The sequence below is a fragment of the Pseudomonas sp. MF08875 genome (genome assembly GCF_059862525.1).
On record NZ_JCBCUW010000021.1, the window covers coordinates 45,469 to 62,895 of the forward strand.

A 17,427-nucleotide genomic window follows, 5' to 3' on the forward strand; every position below is an offset into this window, starting at 1 on the left:
ACAAGTTCAACCGCTCCAAACAACCTTGCCGGGTTATTGATGAATGCATTTATTGGTATATGGCTTAATACACTCTACTAAAATAGGTGCTTAGCCCTTCTCCAATGGTATCGGGAATGGTTCAACGTTTCTGCAAGCTGCCCTCGAAGCTGCATGACGCACCATGGAATGTCATACAGTTAATCTCAGAGAGTTCTACTAATCTTCCCTTAAAGGAAAAATCGATACGGCAGCCTGTCTCCGCATCCCGAAAAGTCTTGAACTCCCCCTGTAGAGGGATCTCGCCACTGACTTCACCGCTACAAACTGGTCCCTCACCTGCTTCTGACTCGACCGTCAAGGAAAATTGATAACTACTAGGACCTCTTCTAATACTAAGTTCGCCTTGCCCTTCCAGCTGGCCCGCCCAATTCCCCTCGATACCGTTATCATTTACAGGGTTCCCCTGAGCAGTGAGAGTTGACTTCGATGCTTCATTGGTTCGCACTGCTGGCTGACTGGTGTAACTGGCTTGAATTTGCTTTTTTAGTTCACTGTTAGATTGTTCTTTTGAGAACGACCCGCCTAGCATTTGCTGTATTCCCATGAAGGCTAAAAAGCCTCCCCCTAATGCACACGCTATTCTTTTTAGGAGAAGTCCCGCAGCATCTGTCCGATACCGTTCGGCCTTAGATACGCAGTAGGGAAATACCCACCAAACAATTGGGGCGACCAATGCGGCAGCGATCAGAGCAATAATTGTGATAATTAAATTTGCCATCAGAACTCCATGTAGAGAGAAAAATATCAATATTATTTCGGCTGCGAGCGGAATTTCTTTAGGAAGTGTGGGTTACATCAGCAGGTGGGTAGATGCAACCGTTCAAAATGACCTTGATGAATACATAAGGTTTTTTGGGGTATTGGCTAAAAATCTGTTGACTTTCGTGATTTTGTGATTGGTTTGATTGAGCGGTGGGTGCTGATGGAAGCCGCATTTTCCGGGGAAAAGGGTAGAGAATGGATAGATTTTTTGGATAGAAAAAGGGGTAGAAATTTCTTTCTACCCCTTCTCTAAGTCCTTGATTTACAAGGAAAATTATGGTGCCCCGAGGGAGACTCGAACTCCCACTCCTTTCGAAAACGGATTTTGAATCCGCCGCGTCTACCAATTCCGCCATCAGGGCTCAATGGCGGCGAAGTATAGAGAGGTGAATACCGTTGGTCAATCAGGTTTCGTGGTCTATTTTCGCTATTTCCGCTAGACTTCCCGGCCCTGCTAGACGAACCCCATCATGCGCGTTGCTGACTTTACTTTCGAACTCCCTGATTCGCTGATTGCCCGCCACCCTTTGGCCGAGCGTCATGCCAGTCGCCTGTTGACCCTGGACGGGGTCAGCGGCGCCCTTGCACACCGTCAATTCACTGATTTGCTTGAGCATTTGCGCCCGGGCGATTTGATGGTGTTCAACAATACCCGGGTGATTCCGGCGCGGTTGTTTGGCCAGAAAGCGTCCGGCGGCAAGTTGGAAATTCTGGTGGAGCGGGTGCTGGACAGCCATCGCGTGCTGGCCCATGTGCGGTCGAGCAAGTCGCCTAAGCCGGGGTCGCAGATTCTCATCGATGGCGGTGGCGAGGCGCAGATGCTGGCGCGTCACGATGCGCTGTTCGAGTTGGCGTTTGCCGAAGAAGTGCTGCCGTTGCTCGACCGCGTCGGGCACATGCCCTTGCCTCCTTATATAGACCGCCCGGACGAGGACGCTGACCGCGAGCGTTATCAGACGGTGTATTCCGAGCGCCTGGGGGCGGTGGCAGCGCCGACGGCGGGGCTGCATTTCGATCAGGCGCTGCTGGCGGCGATTGCGGCCAAGGGCGTAGAGACTGCGTTCGTGACCCTGCACGTGGGGGCGGGGACTTTTCAGCCGGTGCGTGTCGAGCGCCTTGAAGACCACCACATGCACAGTGAGTGGTTGGAAGTCGGCCAGGACGTAGTGGATGCGGTGGCGGCGTGCCGTGCCCGTGGTGGCCGGGTGGTGGCGGTGGGTACCACCAGCGTGCGTTCCCTGGAGAGCGCGGCCCGTGACGGTGTGCTCAAGCCGTTCAGTGGCGACACCGATATCTTTATCTTCCCTGGGCGGCCGTTCCATGTGGTCGATGCCCTGGTGACCAATTTCCATTTGCCCGAATCCACGCTCTTGATGCTGGTTTCGGCGTTCGCCGGTTACCCCGAGACCATGGCTGCCTATGCGGCGGCGGTCGAGCAGGGGTACCGCTTTTTCAGCTACGGTGATGCGATGTTCATCACCCGTAATCCGGCGCCGCGCGGCCCAGAGGAAACCGTATGAGTCGTATGTCATTTGAACTGTTGGCCACCGACGGCAAGGCCCGTCGCGGTCGCCTGACCTTCCCGCGTGGCACTGTCGAGACCCCGGCGTTCATGCCGGTGGGCACCTATGGCACGGTCAAGGGCATGCTGCCGCGGGACATCGTCGCCACGGGCGCCGAGATCATCCTGGGCAACACCTTCCACCTGTGGTTGCGCCCGGGCACGGAAGTCATCAAGAAGCACGGTGACCTGCACGATTTCATGAAGTGGCAAGGCCCGATCCTCACCGATTCCGGTGGTTTCCAGGTGTTCAGCCTGGGCGCCATGCGCAAGATCAAGGAGGAGGGCGTGACCTTCGCTTCACCGGTGGACGGCGCCAAGGTGTTCATGGGGCCTGAAGAGTCGATGCAGGTCCAGCGTGACCTGGGCTCAGACATCGTGATGATTTTCGACGAATGCACGCCGTACCCGGCCGATGAAGACGTGGCGCGGATCTCCATGGAACTGTCGCTGCGCTGGGCGCAGCGCTCGAAGAATGCCCATGGCGACAACACGGCGGCGCTGTTCGGTATCGTCCAGGGCGGCATGCACGAAAGCTTGCGCAAGCGCTCGCTTGAGGGCCTGGACAAGATCGGCTTTGACGGCCTGGCCATTGGCGGGCTGTCGGTGGGCGAGCCCAAGCACGAGATGATAAAGGTGCTGGACTACCTACCGGGGCTGATGCCAGCTGACAAACCTCGTTACCTTATGGGTGTTGGCAAGCCGGAAGATCTGGTTGAGGGTGTGCGCCGCGGTGTGGACATGTTCGATTGCGTGATGCCAACCCGCAATGCCCGCAATGGGCATCTGTTTATCGATACCGGCGTGCTGAAGATCCGTAACGCGTTCCATCGCCATGATGATTCGCCACTGGATCCGACCTGCGATTGCTATACCTGCCAGAACTTCTCCCGTGCCTATCTGCATCATCTGGACAAGTGCGGCGAAATGCTGGGCAGCATGTTGAATACGATCCACAATTTGCGCCATTACCAAGTGCTTATGGCTGGTTTGCGCGAGGCTATTCAACAGGGTACATTGGCCGCCTTTGTCGATGCCTTCTATGCCAAACGCGGGCTTCCCGTGCCGCCGCTGGACTGAGTTTCCAACCTTTCAAGACACTAATTTTGCAACTGGAGTGCTAAATGAGCTTTTTTATCTCTAATGCCATGGCTGACGCCGCTGCACCGGCTGCCGCCCCTATGGGTGGTGGCTTTGAATGGATCTTCCTGGTCGGTTTCCTGGTCATCTTCTACCTGATGATCTGGCGTCCACAGGCCAAGCGCGCCAAAGAGCAGAAGAACCTGCTGAGCAGCTTGCAGAAGGGTGATGAAGTTGTGACCACTGGCGGTATCGCCGGCAAGATCACCAAAGTTGCGGATGACTTCGTAGTACTGGAAGTTTCCGATACCGTGGAAATGAAGTTCCAGAAAGGCGCTATTGCCGCCACGCTGCCTAAAGGCACGCTCAAAGCGATCTAAGTTTCAACTTCTACTCAATCGACGGGGCGCGCAAGGCGCCCCGCTTCATAAGCGGGCGGCGTGATGCTGAACAAATACCCTCTGTGGAAATACATACTGATCCTGGCGGTGCTGGCGATCGGTATTATTTATTCCGCTCCCAATTTATATCCTGACGATCCGGCCATTCAGGTCAGCGGTGCGAGCACTGCGCTGAAGGTCAACCAGGCTGATCTGGATCGCGCGAGCAAGGCCCTGGCCGATGCCGGGATCACGGTCAAGGCTTCTTCGCTGGCCGAAAGCGGCAAGGGCGGGCTGATCCGCCTGACCAAGCAAGAGGATCAACTTCCGGCCAAGGATGTGGTGCGCAAGGCGTTGGGCGATGACTACGTAGTCGCGCTGAACCTGGCCCAAACCACGCCCCAGTGGCTGCGCAACCTCGGTGCGCACCCGATGAAGCTGGGCCTGGACTTGTCCGGTGGCGTGCACTTCCTGCTGGAAGTGGACATGGACAAAGCCCTGGATGCTCGTCTGAAAGTCTACGAAGGCGACGTCAAGAGCCTGCTGCGCAAAGAGCGCCTGCGTTATCGCAGCCTGCCGCAACTCGATGGCGCCATCCAGCTGGGCTTCGCTGACGAAGCGACCCGCGAACAGGCCCGTGCCCTGATCCGTAAGAGCTTCACTGATTTCGACATCGTTCCGGCCGACCTCAACGGTCAGGCGGTGCTGCGTCTGGCGATGACCCCGGCCAAGCTGGCGGAAATCCGCGAATACTCCATCAAACAGAACTTGACCACGGTACGTAACCGCGTCAATGAGCTGGGTGTTGCCGAACCTATCGTTCAGCGCCAGGGCGCCAACCGTATCGTGGTTGAGCTGCCGGGTGTGCAGGACACCGCTGAAGCCAAGCGTATCCTGGGCAAGACGGCCAACCTTGAGTTCCGCCTGGCCGCCGAGCCGGGTGCGTCGAAGGCTACTTCCGAGTCCTTTGAATTCCGCGAGGGCAATCGTCCTCCAGCGTTGATCGAGCGCGGCCTCATCATCACTGGCGATCAGGTGACTGACGCCAAGGCGGGTTTCGGTGAGCAGGGCACGCCGGAAGTGAATATCCGCCTCGATGGCCATGGCGGTGAACTGATGAGCCGCGCCACGCGCAGCAACGTCGGGCGCAGCATGGCGGTGATCTTCATCGAACAGCGTCCGGTCACCACTTACACCAAGCAAATGGTCAACGGCGTCGAGAAAGACGTGCCGGTGCAGACCTTCAAGGAAGAGAAACGCATCATCAGCCTGGCGACCATCCAGTCGCCGCTGGGTGCGCAGTTCCGCATTACCGGCCTCAACGGCCAGGGCGAATCCTCCGAGCTCGCGCTGTTGTTGCGTGCGGGTGGTCTGGCGGCGCCGATGTACTTCGCTGAAGAGCGCACCATCGGCCCGAGCCTGGGTGCTGACAACATCACCAAGGGTATCGACGCCTCGCTGTGGGGCATGTTGTTCGTGTCGCTGTTCATCATTGCCATCTACCGCTTCTTCGGCATCATTGCCACGGTCGCGCTGGCGGTGAACATGGTGCTGCTGCTGGCCCTGATGTCGCTGCTGGGGGCAACCCTGACCCTGCCGGGTATCGCCGGTATCGTGCTGACCATGGGTATGGCGGTGGACGCCAACGTTCTGATCTTCTCGCGGATCCGTGAGGAAATCGCGGCCGGGATGACGGTGCAGCGGGCAATCAACGAAGGCTTCGGCCGGGCATTCACTGCGATCCTGGACTCCAACCTGACTACCTTGTTGGTCGGCGGGATCCTCTTTGCCATGGGCACCGGCCCGGTCAAAGGCTTTGCGGTGACCATGTCCCTCGGGATCTTTACCTCGATGTTCACGGCCATCATGGTGACCCGCGCGATGGTCAACCTGATCTTCGGCGGTCGTGACTTCAAGAAGTTGTGGATTTAAGGGGCTGCCATGTTACGTACTATCAACTTCATGGGCGTTCGCAACGTTGCGTTCGGCGTCACTGTGGTCCTTACCGTTCTGGCGTTGTTCAGCTGGTTCCATAAGGGCTTGAACTATGGCTTGGACTTTACCGGCGGCACGCTGATCGAGCTGACCTACGAGCGTCCGGCGGACGTGATGAAGGTTCGCTCCCAATTGGTTGCCGCAGGTTACGAAGATGCGGTGGTGCAGAGCTTTGGCGCCACCACCGACCTGCTGGTGCGCATGCCGGGCGAAGACCCGCAACTGGGTCACCAGGTGGCCGAGGCGCTGCAGAAAGTGGGCGGTGACAACCCGGCCCAGGTCAAGCGCGTCGAGTTCGTCGGCCCGCAGGTTGGTGAAGAGCTGCGCGACCAGGGCGGCCTCGGCATGCTGATGGCATTGGGCGGCATCCTGATCTACCTGGCGTTCCGCTTTCAGTGGAAATTCGCGGTCGGCGCCATTGTGTCGTTGATCCACGACGTCATTGTGACCGTGGGGATCCTGGCGTTCTTCCAGATCACCTTCGACCTGACGGTGCTGGCGGCGGTGTTGGCGATTATCGGCTACTCGCTCAACGACACCATCGTGGTATTCGACCGGGTGCGGGAGAACTTCCGGGTGCTGCGCAAGGCGAGCCTGATCGAGAACATCAACATCTCGACCACGCAAACCCTGCTGCGCACCATGGCCACCTCCATCTCCACCTTGCTGGCGATCGTGGCCTTGCTGGTGTTTGGTGGCGATAACCTGTGGGGCTTCTCCATCGCCTTGTTCGTGGGTGTGTTGGCGGGTACCTACTCGTCGATCTATATCGCCAACGTGGTGTTGATCTGGCTGAACCTGAGCTCCGAGGACTTGATCCCCGTAGCCAATACCGAGAAGGAAGTGGACGAGCGCCCGTAGGCATCGTCTCCCCTGGCGGTACGTAAAAGGCGCGAGTGTTGAACTCGCGCCTTTTTTTATGCTCCAAGGCTGGGAGAAGCGCGGGCATGTCCCGCTTGTGATGGTCAGGAGGTTCATGTGAACAAGTCGTTGCTGGTTGGTGCGGTATTGGGTGCTGTCGGTGTGACTGCCGGGGGTGCTGTTGCCACCTACAGCCTGGTAAATAGCGGCCCTGAGTATGCGCAAGTATTGGCGGTGGAGCCGGTCAAGACCCAGATCAAGACCCCTCGCGAGGTTTGCAAGGACGTCACGGTCACCCGTCAGGCCCCGGTCAAGGATCAACACCAGATTGCCGGCACGGTGCTGGGTGCGGTAGCGGGTGGCTTGCTGGGCAATCAGATCGGTGGCGGTAATGGCAAGAAGATAGCCACGGTTGCAGGTGCGGTCGGCGGCGGCTATGCCGGCAACAAGGTTCAGGAAGGTATGCAGAACCGTGATACCTACACCACCACCCAGACGCGCTGCAACACGGTCAACGACATCAGCGACAAGGTCGTGGGCTACGATGTGCGCTATTCATTGGATGGCAAGGAAGGCAAGGTGCGGATGGATCGCGATCCGGGCAACCAGATTCCGGTCAATAAGGAAGGCCAGTTGATCCTGGGGCAGAACGAGCAGTAAAGGCTGCCAGCCTTAAAAAGGTCAAAAAAAAGCACCCCGAAAGGTGCTTTTTTTATGCCCGCTCGCTTAGCGCTTGAGCGATGGCGGCAGGTGCGGCTGGATGGCCGTCAGGACTGCTTTGAAGCATTTGGTGTTGCCGGCGACGACGTGGCCTTTTTCAAGGAAGTCGTGGCCGCCAGTGAAGTCGCTCACCAAGCCGCCCGCTTCCTGGATCAGCAGGGCACCGGCAGCCATGTCCCACTCGGACAGGCCCGACTCCCAGAAGGCGTCGTAGCGGCCAGCAGCGACGTAGGCCAGGTCCAGGCTTGCGGCGCCAGCGCGGCGGATGCCGGCGGTCTGGCCGACCAGGCTGCGGAACATACCCAGGTAGTTGTCGAGGTTGTCCATCTGGTCATCGCGGAACGGGAAGCCCGTGCCCAGCAGGGCACCGTCCAGGCTGGTACGGCCGCTGACACGCAGGCGACGACCGTTGAGCTGGGCGCCACGGCCACGGCTGGCGGTGAATTCTTCCTGGCGTACCGGGTCCAGGACCACTGCGTGTTCTAGGCGACCGCGGTATTTGCAGGCGATGCTCACGGCGAAATGGGGAACGCCGCGCAGGAAATTGGTGGTGCCGTCCAGTGGGTCGATGATCCACAGGTAGTCTTCACCTTCGCCGCTGCCGGCGTGCATGCCGGTTTCTTCGCCGAGGATGGCGTGGGTTGGATAAGCCTTGCGCAACGCGTCGATGATCTTCTGCTCGGCAGCGCGATCAACTTCGGACACATAGTCCTTGGCGTCTTTTTCGTCGACCTTGATGGTATCCAGGCGCTCGATGGAGCGGAAAATCAATTCACTGGCGCTGCGGGCGGCGCGCAGCGCGATATTCAGCATGGGCTGCATGGATGTGTCACCTAAGGTTGTTAAAGAAAGCCGAGCATTCTAGCAGAAAGTTCGTGTAGATGAAGGCCGACGTTCGCTTTCGTGGCATAACCTTAGTCTGTTCTGTAATATTTGCCCCCTTTCCCCTTGTCCGAGAGCGCCTCCCTTGCTGCAGAACATTCGTGTGGTCTTGGTCAATACCAGTCATCCCGGGAACATCGGCGGGGTGGCGCGCGCCATGAAAAATATGGGGCTGACGCGCCTGGTGCTGGTGGAGCCGCGTTTGTTTCCGCACCACGAGGCCGACGCCCGAGCGTCCGGCGCCAACGACATCCTGGCCAATGCGCAAGTGGTCGCCACCCTGGAAGATGCTTTGGTGGGCTGCAACCTGGTGCTGGGCACCAGTGCGCGTGACCGCCGTATCCCCTGGCCGTTGCTCGACCCGCGCGAGTGCGGTGCCAAGGTCGTGGAAGAGGCGGGCGAGGGTGCTGAAATCGCTCTGGTGTTCGGTCGCGAAGATTCCGGCCTGACCAACGAGGAGCTGCAGCGATGTCATTACCATGTGCATATCCCCTCCGACCCTGAGTTCAGTTCGCTGAACCTGGGGGCGGCGGTGCAGGTGTTGAGCTATGAGGTGCGCATGGCTTGGCTGGCGGCACAAGGCCAGCCGAGCAAGGTCGAGAAGGATGAAGTGGCGTCCACCAAAAGCGGTGAATTGGCGACCATGGATGAGCTGGAGCGCTTTTACGAGCACCTGGAGCAGACCCTGGTAGCCATTGAGTTCCTCGACCCTGAAAAGCCACGGCACTTGATGGCACGCCTGCGCCGCTTGTACGGGCGCAGCTCGGTCAGCCGAGCGGAAATGAACATATTGCGTGGCATCCTCACGGAAACCCAGAAAGCGGCCCGTGGCGAGCTTCTAAAGCGGAAGGATTAAAGATGTTCGAGCGTTTGCGTGAAGATATCCAGAGTGTTTTTCATCGCGACCCGGCGGCGCGTAACGCTTTTGAGGTGCTGACCTGCTACCCCGGCATGCACGCAATCTGGATCCATCGCCTGGCCGGCCTGCTCTGGCGTTCGGGCTGGAAGTGGTTGGCGCGGCTGGTGTCCAACTTCGGTCGCTGGCTGACTGGAATTGAGATCCATCCGGGGGCCAAGGTCGGGCGTCGGTTCTTTATCGATCACGGCATGGGCATTGTGATTGGCGAGACGGCTGAAATCGGCGACGACGTGACTCTCTACCAGGGTGTGACCCTTGGCGGTACTAGTTGGAACAAGGGTAAGCGCCACCCGACCCTGGAAGACGGCGTGGTCGTGGGTGCGGGCGCCAAGGTGCTCGGGCCGTTCACCGTGGGGGCTGGGGCGAAAGTTGGCTCCAACGCCGTGGTGACCAAGGCTGTACCGGCCGGGGCGACGGTGGTTGGGATTCCTGGGCGCATCATTATCAAGTCTGATGCCGAGCAGGACGCCAAGCGTAAGGCCATGGCCGAGAAGCTCGGCTTCGATGCTTATGGGGTCAGTGAGGACATGCCGGACCCGGTGGCGCGGGCGATTGGGCAACTGCTCGATCACCTGCAAGCGGTAGATGGGCGCCTGGAGGGTATGTGTGGCGCCCTGACCGAACTGGGCAGCAGCTACTGCGCCAAGGACCTACCGGTGCTGCGCGACGAGGACTTCGCCGAGGTCAAGGGGCGGGAAGATCAGGCCGGCTGAGGTGTTGGTGCCGCGACTTCCGGTCGCGGCACCGGCAGTTGACGTGCCTGCTTGTCGGGCGTGTGCCATTACCCGGCAGACCCTGCTATCATTCGCGCGCTCTTTTTGCGGGTAATCCTGACTAAAGTACTAGGTCTTATAGTTGACTTAAATACTCGGGAATTGCATACTCGCCCTCATTCCGAAACTCCGTGGTACTTGTCCATGCGACTGACTACAAAAGGCCGATACGCCGTGACCGCCATGCTCGACTTGGCGTTACACGCGCAGCATGGCCCGGTGTCCCTGGCCGATATCTCCGAGCGCCAAGGCATTTCCCTGTCCTACCTCGAACAGCTTTTCGCCAAGTTGCGCCGTAGCAACCTGGTGTCCAGTGTGCGCGGCCCGGGTGGTGGCTACCAGCTATCACGTGATATGCAGGGCATCCAAGTAGCCCAGGTAATCGACGCAGTCAACGAATCGGTCGATGCCACCAAATGCCAGGGGCTGGGCGATTGCCATGCCGGCGATACCTGCCTGACCCACCATTTGTGGTGCGACTTGAGTTTGCAGATCCATGAATTTCTGAGTGGTATCAGCTTGGCCGATCTTGTGACTCGCCGTGAGGTGCAAGAAGTGGCCCAGCGTCAGGACCAGCGCCGCTGCAACAGCAAGGTGCCGCGTCTGGACAAGATTGAAGCGTCCGCCGTCGAATGACAGCCAAAGAGCTAGCGGCACGCCAGCCAGCCTGATTTAGGAGAAAGTCCATGAAATTGCCGATTTACCTTGATTACTCCGCAACCACCCCGGTCGATCCGCGTGTTGCGCAAAAGATGAGTGAGTGCCTGCTGGTCGACGGAAACTTCGGTAACCCGGCGTCCCGCTCCCACGTGTTCGGCTGGAAAGCCGAAGAGGCCGTGGAAAATGCTCGTCGCCAGGTCGCCGATCTGGTCAACGCCGACCCGCGTGAAATCGTCTGGACCTCGGGTGCCACCGAGTCCGACAACCTGGCAATCAAGGGCGTCGCGCACTTCTATGCCACCAAGGGCAAGCACCTGATTACCACCAAGATTGAGCACAAGGCCGTCCTGGACACCATGCGCCAACTGGAGCGTGAAGGCTTCGAAGTCACCTACATCGAGCCTCGCGAAGACGGCATCGTGACCCCGCAAATGATCGCCGCAGAGCTGCGCGACGACACCATTCTGGTTTCGGTGATTCACGTCAACAACGAAATCGGTACCATCAACGACATCGCGGCTATTGGCGAACTGACCCGTTCCAAAGGTGTGCTGCTGCACGTCGATGCGGCACAGTCCACCGGCAAGGTTGAAATCGACCTGGCCAAGCTCAAAGTCGACCTGATGTCGTTCTCTGCCCACAAAACCTACGGCCCCAAAGGCATTGGGGCGCTCTACGTGAGCCGCAAACCGCGTGTTCGCCTCGAGGCGACCATGCACGGCGGCGGTCACGAGCGCGGCATGCGTTCGGGCACCCTGGCGACGCACCAGATCGTGGGCATGGGTGAGGCGTTCCGCGTGGCCAAGGAAGACATGGCCGCCGAAAACGTACGCATCAAGGCGCTGAGCGACCGTTTCTTCAAACAGGTCGAAGGCCTGGAAGAGCTGTACGTCAACGGCAGCTTGACCGCGCGCGTTCCGCACAACCTGAACCTGAGCTTCAACTACGTGGAAGGCGAGTCGCTCATCATGGCGCTCAAGGACCTCGCGGTTTCCTCCGGTTCGGCCTGTACCTCGGCGTCCCTGGAGCCTTCCTACGTGCTGCGCGCCCTGGGCCGCAACGACGAGTTGGCACACAGCTCGATCCGCTTCACCTTCGGCCGTTTCACCACCGAAGAAGAAATCGACTACGCCGCGCAGAAAGTCTGCGAGGCCGTTACCAAGCTGCGCGCCCTGTCGCCGCTGTGGGACATGTACAAAGACGGTGTCGATATCTCCAAGATCGAGTGGGCGGCACACTAAATAAAGAAGCCGCCACATACAGGTTCTGTAACAACGTGGCGATCAACGCTGGCGTTTTTACCGGGCCTCAAGAGCGGCCCTGATGAGTGAGGATTAAGAATCATGGCTTACAGCGAAAAGGTCATCGACCACTACGAGAACCCGCGCAACGTCGGCAAGATGGACGCCGAAGACCCTGATGTCGGTACCGGCATGGTCGGCGCGCCCGCCTGCGGCGACGTGATGCGCCTGCAAATCAAGGTCAACGAGCAAGGCATCATCGAAGACGCCAAGTTCAAGACCTACGGTTGCGGTTCGGCCATCGCCTCCAGCTCCCTGGCGACCGAGTGGATGAAAGGCAAGACTCTGGATGAAGCAGAGACCATCAAGAACACTCAGTTGGCTGAAGAACTGGCCCTGCCGCCGGTCAAGATTCACTGCTCCGTACTCGCCGAGGACGCCATCAAGGCCGCCGTTCGCGATTACAAGCAGAAGAAAGGCTTGATCTGAGATCCCCCACAGCTTGAGTCGTAAGGAATTCCGATGGCTATCAGCATGACAGAAGCGGCTGCTCAACACGTGCGACGCTCCCTCAACGGGCGCGGCAAGGGTGATGGGATTCGCCTGGGTGTCCGCACCACAGGCTGTTCCGGCCTTGCCTACGTGCTGGAGTTTGTCGACGAAGTGAACAGCGACGATCAGGTGTTCGAGAGTCATGGCGAGAAAGTGATTATCGATCCCAAGAGCCTGACGTACCTCGACGGTACTGAGCTGGATTTCGTCAAGGAAGGGTTGAACGAAGGCTTCAAGTTCAACAATCCCAATGTTCGCGGTGAATGTGGCTGCGGCGAAAGCTTCAATATCTGAGGCATTTTGTGGGTACTCCTTGTCATTTCGCCTTATTCGAGTTGCAGCCGAGTTTTCGCCTGGACCTCGACCAGTTGGCCACGCGCTACCGTGAATTGGCGCGCGGCGTCCACCCCGACCGCTTTGCCGAGGCCACCGAGCGCGAGCAGCGGCTGGCGCTGGAACAGTCCGCCAGCCTCAATGAGGCCTACCAGACGCTCAAGAGCCCTCCCAAGCGTGCGCGCTATCTGCTCGCCATGGGCGGTGGGGAGTTGCCGCTGGAGGTCACGGTGCACGATCCAGAGTTTCTTCTGCAGCAGATGCAATGGCGCGAAGAACTTGAAGATCTGCAGGGCAGCGCCGACCTGGCCGGAGTCGCTACGTTCAAGCGTCGCCTCAAGGTGGCGCAGGACGAACTGAACGAAAGCTTCGCTGCCTGTTGGGATGATGCGGCGCAACGCGAGCAGGCCGAACGCCTGATGCGGCGCATGCAGTTCCTCGACAAGCTCACCTACGAAGTGCGCCAACTAGAAGAGCGCCTCGACGATTAACCCAGTGCTGCCCAAGTTGCACGCCTGATAGACAGATAAGACCTGATTACCATGGCCCTACTGCAGATCGCCGAACCCGGCCAAAGTCCTCAACCGCACCAGCGTCGCCTGGCTGTGGGGATTGACTTGGGCACCACCAACTCCCTGGTCGCTGCGGTGCGCAGCGGCCTGAGCGAGCCCCTGGCCGACGCCGATGGCCAGGTCATCCTGCCGTCCGCGGTGCGTTATCACGCCGATCGCGTCGAGGTGGGTGAGTCTGCCCGGCTGGCTGCCGCCGCCGATCCGCTCAACACCGTGCTGTCGGTCAAGCGCCTGATGGGGCGCGGCCTTGGCGACGTCAAGCAACTGGGCGATCAACTGCCTTACCGCTTTGTCGGCGGCGAATCCCATATGCCGTTCATCGATACCGTGCAGGGGCCGAAAAGCCCGGTGCAGGTGTCGGCCGAGATCCTCAAGGTTTTACGCCAGCGCGCTGAAAACACCTTGGGCGGGGACTTGGTGGGTGCGGTGATTACCGTCCCAGCCTACTTCGACGACGCTCAACGCCAGGCCACCAAGGACGCGGCGAAACTTGCCGGCCTGAATGTGCTGCGCCTGCTCAACGAACCGACAGCCGCTGCCGTGGCCTATGGTCTGGACCAGCACGCCGAAGGCTTGGTCGCCATTTACGACCTGGGTGGCGGCACCTTCGATATCTCGATTCTGCGTCTGACCGGCGGGGTCTTCGAGGTCTTGGCCACCGGTGGCGACAGCGCCCTGGGCGGTGATGATTTCGACCATGCCCTGGCCGGTTGGATCATCGAGGGCGCTGGCTTGTCCGCCGACCTGGACCCGGGTGCGCAGCGTAACCTGCTGCAAACCGCGTGTGCCGCCAAGGAAGCCTTGACCCAGGCTGCTTCGGTTGAAGTGGTCTACGGTACGTGGTCGGCTCAGTTGACCCGTGATGCCTTCGATGCGCTGATCGAACCCATGGTCGCCCGCAGCCTCAAGGCCTGCCGTCGCGCCGTGCGTGATTCCGGCGTCGAGCTTGAAGACGTGGCCGCCGTGGTCATGGTCGGCGGCTCGACCCGCGTGCCCCGTGTGCGCGATGCAGTGGCCGAAGCCTTCGGTCGCCAGCCGTTGACCGAGATCGACCCGGATCAGGTCGTGGCCATTGGCGCCGCGATCCAGGCCGATACCCTGGCAGGCAACAAGCGCGACGGTGGCGAATTGCTGCTGCTTGACGTGATTCCGCTGTCCTTGGGCCTGGAAACCATGGGCGGGTTGATGGAGAAGGTGATCCCGCGCAACACCACTATCCCTGTCGCCCGCGCCCAGGATTTCACCACCTACAAGGATGGCCAGTCGGCCATGATGATTCATGTGCTACAAGGCGAGCGCGAGCTGATTAGCGACTGCCGCTCCCTGGCGCGCTTTGAGTTGCGCGGCATTCCGGCCATGGTGGCGGGTGCGGCGAAGATCCGCGTGACCTTCCAGGTCGACGCCGACGGCCTGCTCAGCGTGGCCGCCCGTGAACTGGGCTCGGGTGTCGAGGCGAGCATCCAGGTCAAGCCGTCCTACGGCCTGACGGACGGCGAAATCGCCCGCATGCTCAAGGATTCGTTCCAGTACGCCAGTGACGACAAGAACGCCCGGGTGCTGCGTGAGCAGCAAGTCGATGCCCAGCGCCTTCTCGAGGCTGTGCAGGGCGCGCTTGAGGCAGACGGTGAGCGCCTGCTGGATGCTGAAGAACGCTTGGTCATCGACCTGCAGATGCAGGAACTGGCCGAATTGATGAAAGGCACCGATGGTTATGCCATCGAACAACAGACCAAGCGCCTTTCACAAGTAACCGATGCCTTTGCCGCCCGTCGTATGAACCAGACGGTGAAAGCCGTCCTGGCGGGACGCAACCTGAATGAAATTGAGGAATAACTGATGCCGCAGGTCATTTTTCTGCCACACGCCGAGCATTGCCCGGACGGTATGGTCGTGGAGGCTGAGACCGGCAAGTCCATTCTCGAAGTTGCCCACGACAACCACATTGAGATCGAGAGTGCTTGTGGTGGCGTTAACGCCTGTACCACGTGTCACTGCATTATCCGCGAAGGTTTCAATAGCCTTGAAGAGGCCGATGAGCTGGAAGAGGACTATCTTGATAGGGCCTGGGGCCTGGAACCGACGTCGCGCCTGAGCTGTCAGGCCAAGGTGGGGACAGAAGACCTTACCGTCGAAATTCCGAAGTATTCGCTCAACCATGCGGCCGAAGCGCCGCACTGATTCAAGGAAGTGTCATGAGTCTTAAATGGGTTGATGTGCAAGAGATCGCTATCCTGTTGGCAGACGGCAACCCGGATATGGATCCCTATTCTCTGAATTTTGTTGCTTTGCGTGACATGGTCATGGCCTTGCCAGGCTTTGATGATGAGCGCGATCGCGGTGGCGAAAAGGTTCTGGAAGCTATCCAGACTGCCTGGAAAGAAGAGCAGGACTGACGCCTCCCTTACGCAGTTAGGCAATACCCAAGAACCCGCGTATAATTCGCGGGTTTAATTTTTCGTAAATTACCGTTTCTGGAGTTACACCATGGCTGTTCAACGTACTTTCTCCATCATCAAGCCTGACGCTGTTGCAAAAAACGTCATCGGCGAGATCACCACTCGTTTCGAAAAAGCCGGCCTGAAGGTTGTAGCTTCGAAACTCAAGCAACTGTCCAAGGCTGAAGCTGAAGGCTTCTACGCTGAGCACAGCGCTCGTGGCTTCTTCGGCGACCTGGTTGCCTTCATGATCTCCGGCCCTGTTGTTGTTCAGGTTCTGGAAGGCGAAAACGCTATCGCTCTGAACCGTGAGCTGATGGGTGCCACCAACCCTAAAGAAGCAGCTGCAGGCACTATCCGCGCTGATTTCGCTGACTCCATCGACGCCAACGCTGTGCACGGTTCGGACTCCGAAGCCGCTGCTGCTCGCGAAATTTCGTACTTTTTCGCAGCTACTGAAGTAACCACTCGCTAAGCATTGGCTTAAGAGTGAAGGTGAATCCATGAAGACAACGACTGCAAAAACCAACCTGCTGGGCCTGACCCAGCCGGAAATGGAAAAATTCTTCGACTCAATCGGGGAGAAGCGTTTCCGTGCCAGTCAGGTAATGAAATGGATTCACCACCTTGGCGTCGATGATTTCGACGCCATGACGAACGTCAGCAAAGCCCTGCGCGACAAGCTCAAGGCCATTGCCGAAGTTCGCGGTCCGGAAGTGGTCAGCGAGGATATCTCCAGCGACGGCACCCGCAAGTGGGTGGTGCGCGTGGCGTCCGGCAGCTGCGTCGAGACCGTCTACATCCCCCAGGGCAAGCGCGGCACCTTGTGCGTTTCGTCCCAGGCAGGCTGTGCCCTGGATTGCAGTTTCTGCTCCACCGGCAAGCAAGGTTTCAACAGCAACCTCACCGCCGCCGAAGTTATCGGCCAGGTGTGGATTGCCAACAAATCGTTCGGCAGCATTCCCGCCACCGTCGATCGCGCCATCACCAACGTGGTGATGATGGGCATGGGCGAGCCCCTGCTGAACTTTGACAACGTCGTCGCGGCCATGCACTTGATGATGGATGACCTGGGCTACGGCATTTCCAAGCGCCGCGTGACCCTGTCTACCTCCGGTGTGGTGCCGATGATCGATGAGCTGTCCAAGCACATCGACGTCTCCCTGGCGTTGTCCCTGCACGCACCGAACGACGCATTGCGTAACCAATTGGTGCCGATCAACAAAAAGTATCCGCTTAAGATGCTGCTCGAGTCGTGCCAGCGCTACATGTCGTCCCTGGGCGAAAAGCGCGTGCTGACCATCGAATACACCTTGCTCAAAGACATCAACGACAAGGTTGAACATGCGGTGGAGATGATCGAGTTGCTCAAGGATGTGCCTTGCAAGATCAACCTGATTCCCTTCAATCCGTTTCCCCATTCCGGTTACGAGCGGCCCAGCAATAACGCCATTCGTCGCTTCCAGGATCAACTGCATCACGCCGGCTTCAACGTCACCGTGCGCACCACCCGTGGTGAGGACATCGACGCAGCCTGTGGCCAGTTGGTCGGGCAGGTGCTGGACCGCACCCGCCGCAGCGAACGTTACATTGCCGTGCGCGAACTGAGCGCAGACGGCGATACGGCGCAAAACGCTGTGAACCGCCCCTGAGAGAGGA

The 17,427-nt window shown here is 59.1% G+C and carries 20 protein-coding genes and 1 tRNA gene; 18 read left to right on the forward strand and 3 right to left on the reverse strand.

Features of this window, described 5'->3' with window-relative positions:
- Positions 1-121: 121 nt before the first annotated feature.
- Positions 122-760, reverse strand: a complete 639-nt coding sequence (locus AC19YT_RS14275) for a hypothetical protein (RefSeq protein ID WP_048385861.1) — start codon at positions 758-760, stop codon at positions 122-124.
- Between the two features lie 321 nt (positions 761-1,081).
- A tRNA-Leu gene (locus tag AC19YT_RS14280) sits at positions 1,082-1,166 on the reverse strand.
- 108 nt (positions 1,167-1,274) lie between these two features.
- Here AC19YT_RS14280 and queA point away from each other — a divergent pair.
- The 6 genes from queA (at position 1,275) to AC19YT_RS14310 (ending at position 7,341) form a co-directional block, all read left to right on the forward strand.
- A complete protein-coding gene (queA, locus tag AC19YT_RS14285; RefSeq protein ID WP_095107934.1) occupies positions 1,275-2,324 on the forward strand; it encodes a tRNA preQ1(34) S-adenosylmethionine ribosyltransferase-isomerase QueA in 1,050 nt (349 codons plus the stop codon).
- Positions 2,325-2,329: 5 nt separating this feature from the next.
- Positions 2,330-3,445, forward strand: coding sequence for a tRNA guanosine(34) transglycosylase Tgt (tgt, locus tag AC19YT_RS14290; RefSeq protein ID WP_032803964.1), 1,116 nt, complete (start codon positions 2,330-2,332; stop codon positions 3,443-3,445).
- A 44-nt stretch (positions 3,446-3,489) separates the two neighbouring features.
- Positions 3,490-3,825, forward strand: coding sequence for a preprotein translocase subunit YajC (gene yajC / locus AC19YT_RS14295; RefSeq protein WP_007956696.1), 336 nt, complete (start codon positions 3,490-3,492; stop codon positions 3,823-3,825).
- A 63-nt stretch (positions 3,826-3,888) separates the two neighbouring features.
- A complete protein-coding gene (gene secD, locus AC19YT_RS14300) occupies positions 3,889-5,757 on the forward strand; it encodes a protein translocase subunit SecD (protein WP_095107935.1) in 1,869 nt (622 codons plus the stop codon).
- A gap of 9 nt (positions 5,758-5,766) precedes the next feature.
- Complete coding sequence (gene secF, locus AC19YT_RS14305) at positions 5,767-6,681, forward strand: protein translocase subunit SecF (protein WP_095107936.1); 915 nt, start codon at positions 5,767-5,769, stop codon at positions 6,679-6,681.
- A 117-nt stretch (positions 6,682-6,798) separates the two neighbouring features.
- On the forward strand, positions 6,799-7,341 hold the full coding sequence (locus AC19YT_RS14310) for a glycine zipper 2TM domain-containing protein (RefSeq protein ID WP_095107937.1): 543 nt from the start codon (positions 6,799-6,801) through the stop codon (positions 7,339-7,341).
- Positions 7,342-7,407: 66 nt separating this feature from the next.
- Here AC19YT_RS14310 and suhB read toward each other — a convergent pair whose 3' ends face one another.
- Positions 7,408-8,223, reverse strand: coding sequence for a type III secretion system regulator SuhB (suhB, locus tag AC19YT_RS14315; protein ID WP_095107938.1), 816 nt, complete (start codon positions 8,221-8,223; stop codon positions 7,408-7,410).
- 145 nt (positions 8,224-8,368) lie between these two features.
- On the opposite strand from suhB, the gene trmJ reads away from it, so the two are divergent.
- The 12 genes from trmJ to rlmN all read left to right on the forward strand — a co-directional run bounded on the left by trmJ (position 8,369) and on the right by rlmN (position 17,420).
- Positions 8,369-9,139, forward strand: a complete 771-nt coding sequence (gene trmJ / locus AC19YT_RS14320; protein WP_095107939.1) for a tRNA (cytosine(32)/uridine(32)-2'-O)-methyltransferase TrmJ — start codon at positions 8,369-8,371, stop codon at positions 9,137-9,139.
- A 2-nt stretch (positions 9,140-9,141) separates the two neighbouring features.
- Positions 9,142-9,915 carry a serine O-acetyltransferase gene (gene cysE / locus AC19YT_RS14325; RefSeq protein WP_095107940.1) on the forward strand — a complete coding sequence of 258 codons (774 nt, stop codon included), beginning with the start codon at positions 9,142-9,144 and terminating at the stop codon, positions 9,913-9,915.
- Between the two features lie 204 nt (positions 9,916-10,119).
- Entirely contained in the window at positions 10,120-10,611 is a 492-nt protein-coding gene (iscR, locus tag AC19YT_RS14330) for a Fe-S cluster assembly transcriptional regulator IscR (RefSeq protein WP_095107941.1), read from the forward strand.
- Between the two features lie 50 nt (positions 10,612-10,661).
- Entirely contained in the window at positions 10,662-11,876 is a 1,215-nt protein-coding gene (locus tag AC19YT_RS14335; protein ID WP_500610481.1) for an IscS subfamily cysteine desulfurase, read from the forward strand.
- 102 nt (positions 11,877-11,978) lie between these two features.
- A complete protein-coding gene (gene iscU / locus AC19YT_RS14340) occupies positions 11,979-12,365 on the forward strand; it encodes a Fe-S cluster assembly scaffold IscU (RefSeq protein ID WP_003443374.1) in 387 nt (128 codons plus the stop codon).
- A 33-nt stretch (positions 12,366-12,398) separates the two neighbouring features.
- A complete protein-coding gene (gene iscA / locus AC19YT_RS14345; RefSeq protein WP_095107943.1) occupies positions 12,399-12,722 on the forward strand; it encodes an iron-sulfur cluster assembly protein IscA in 324 nt (107 codons plus the stop codon).
- Between the two features lie 8 nt (positions 12,723-12,730).
- Entirely contained in the window at positions 12,731-13,252 is a 522-nt protein-coding gene (gene hscB, locus AC19YT_RS14350) for a co-chaperone HscB (RefSeq protein WP_500610482.1), read from the forward strand.
- 51 nt (positions 13,253-13,303) lie between these two features.
- Positions 13,304-15,166, forward strand: a complete 1,863-nt coding sequence (hscA, locus tag AC19YT_RS14355) for a Fe-S protein assembly chaperone HscA (RefSeq protein WP_095107945.1) — start codon at positions 13,304-13,306, stop codon at positions 15,164-15,166.
- Between the two features lie 3 nt (positions 15,167-15,169).
- Positions 15,170-15,511: an ISC system 2Fe-2S type ferredoxin gene (fdx, locus tag AC19YT_RS14360; RefSeq protein ID WP_016977666.1), complete on the forward strand. Its 342-nt coding sequence runs from the start codon at positions 15,170-15,172 to the stop codon at positions 15,509-15,511.
- 14 nt (positions 15,512-15,525) lie between these two features.
- Positions 15,526-15,726: a Fe-S cluster assembly protein IscX gene (gene iscX / locus AC19YT_RS14365; RefSeq protein WP_017846180.1), complete on the forward strand. Its 201-nt coding sequence runs from the start codon at positions 15,526-15,528 to the stop codon at positions 15,724-15,726.
- A 91-nt stretch (positions 15,727-15,817) separates the two neighbouring features.
- Positions 15,818-16,243, forward strand: a complete 426-nt coding sequence (ndk, locus tag AC19YT_RS14370; protein WP_017846179.1) for a nucleoside-diphosphate kinase — start codon at positions 15,818-15,820, stop codon at positions 16,241-16,243.
- A gap of 28 nt (positions 16,244-16,271) precedes the next feature.
- Positions 16,272-17,420 (forward strand): dual-specificity RNA methyltransferase RlmN, encoded by a 1,149-nt coding sequence (rlmN, locus tag AC19YT_RS14375; RefSeq protein WP_500610483.1) that lies wholly within the window; start codon positions 16,272-16,274, stop codon positions 17,418-17,420.
- The last annotated feature ends 7 nt before the right edge of the window (positions 17,421-17,427 follow it).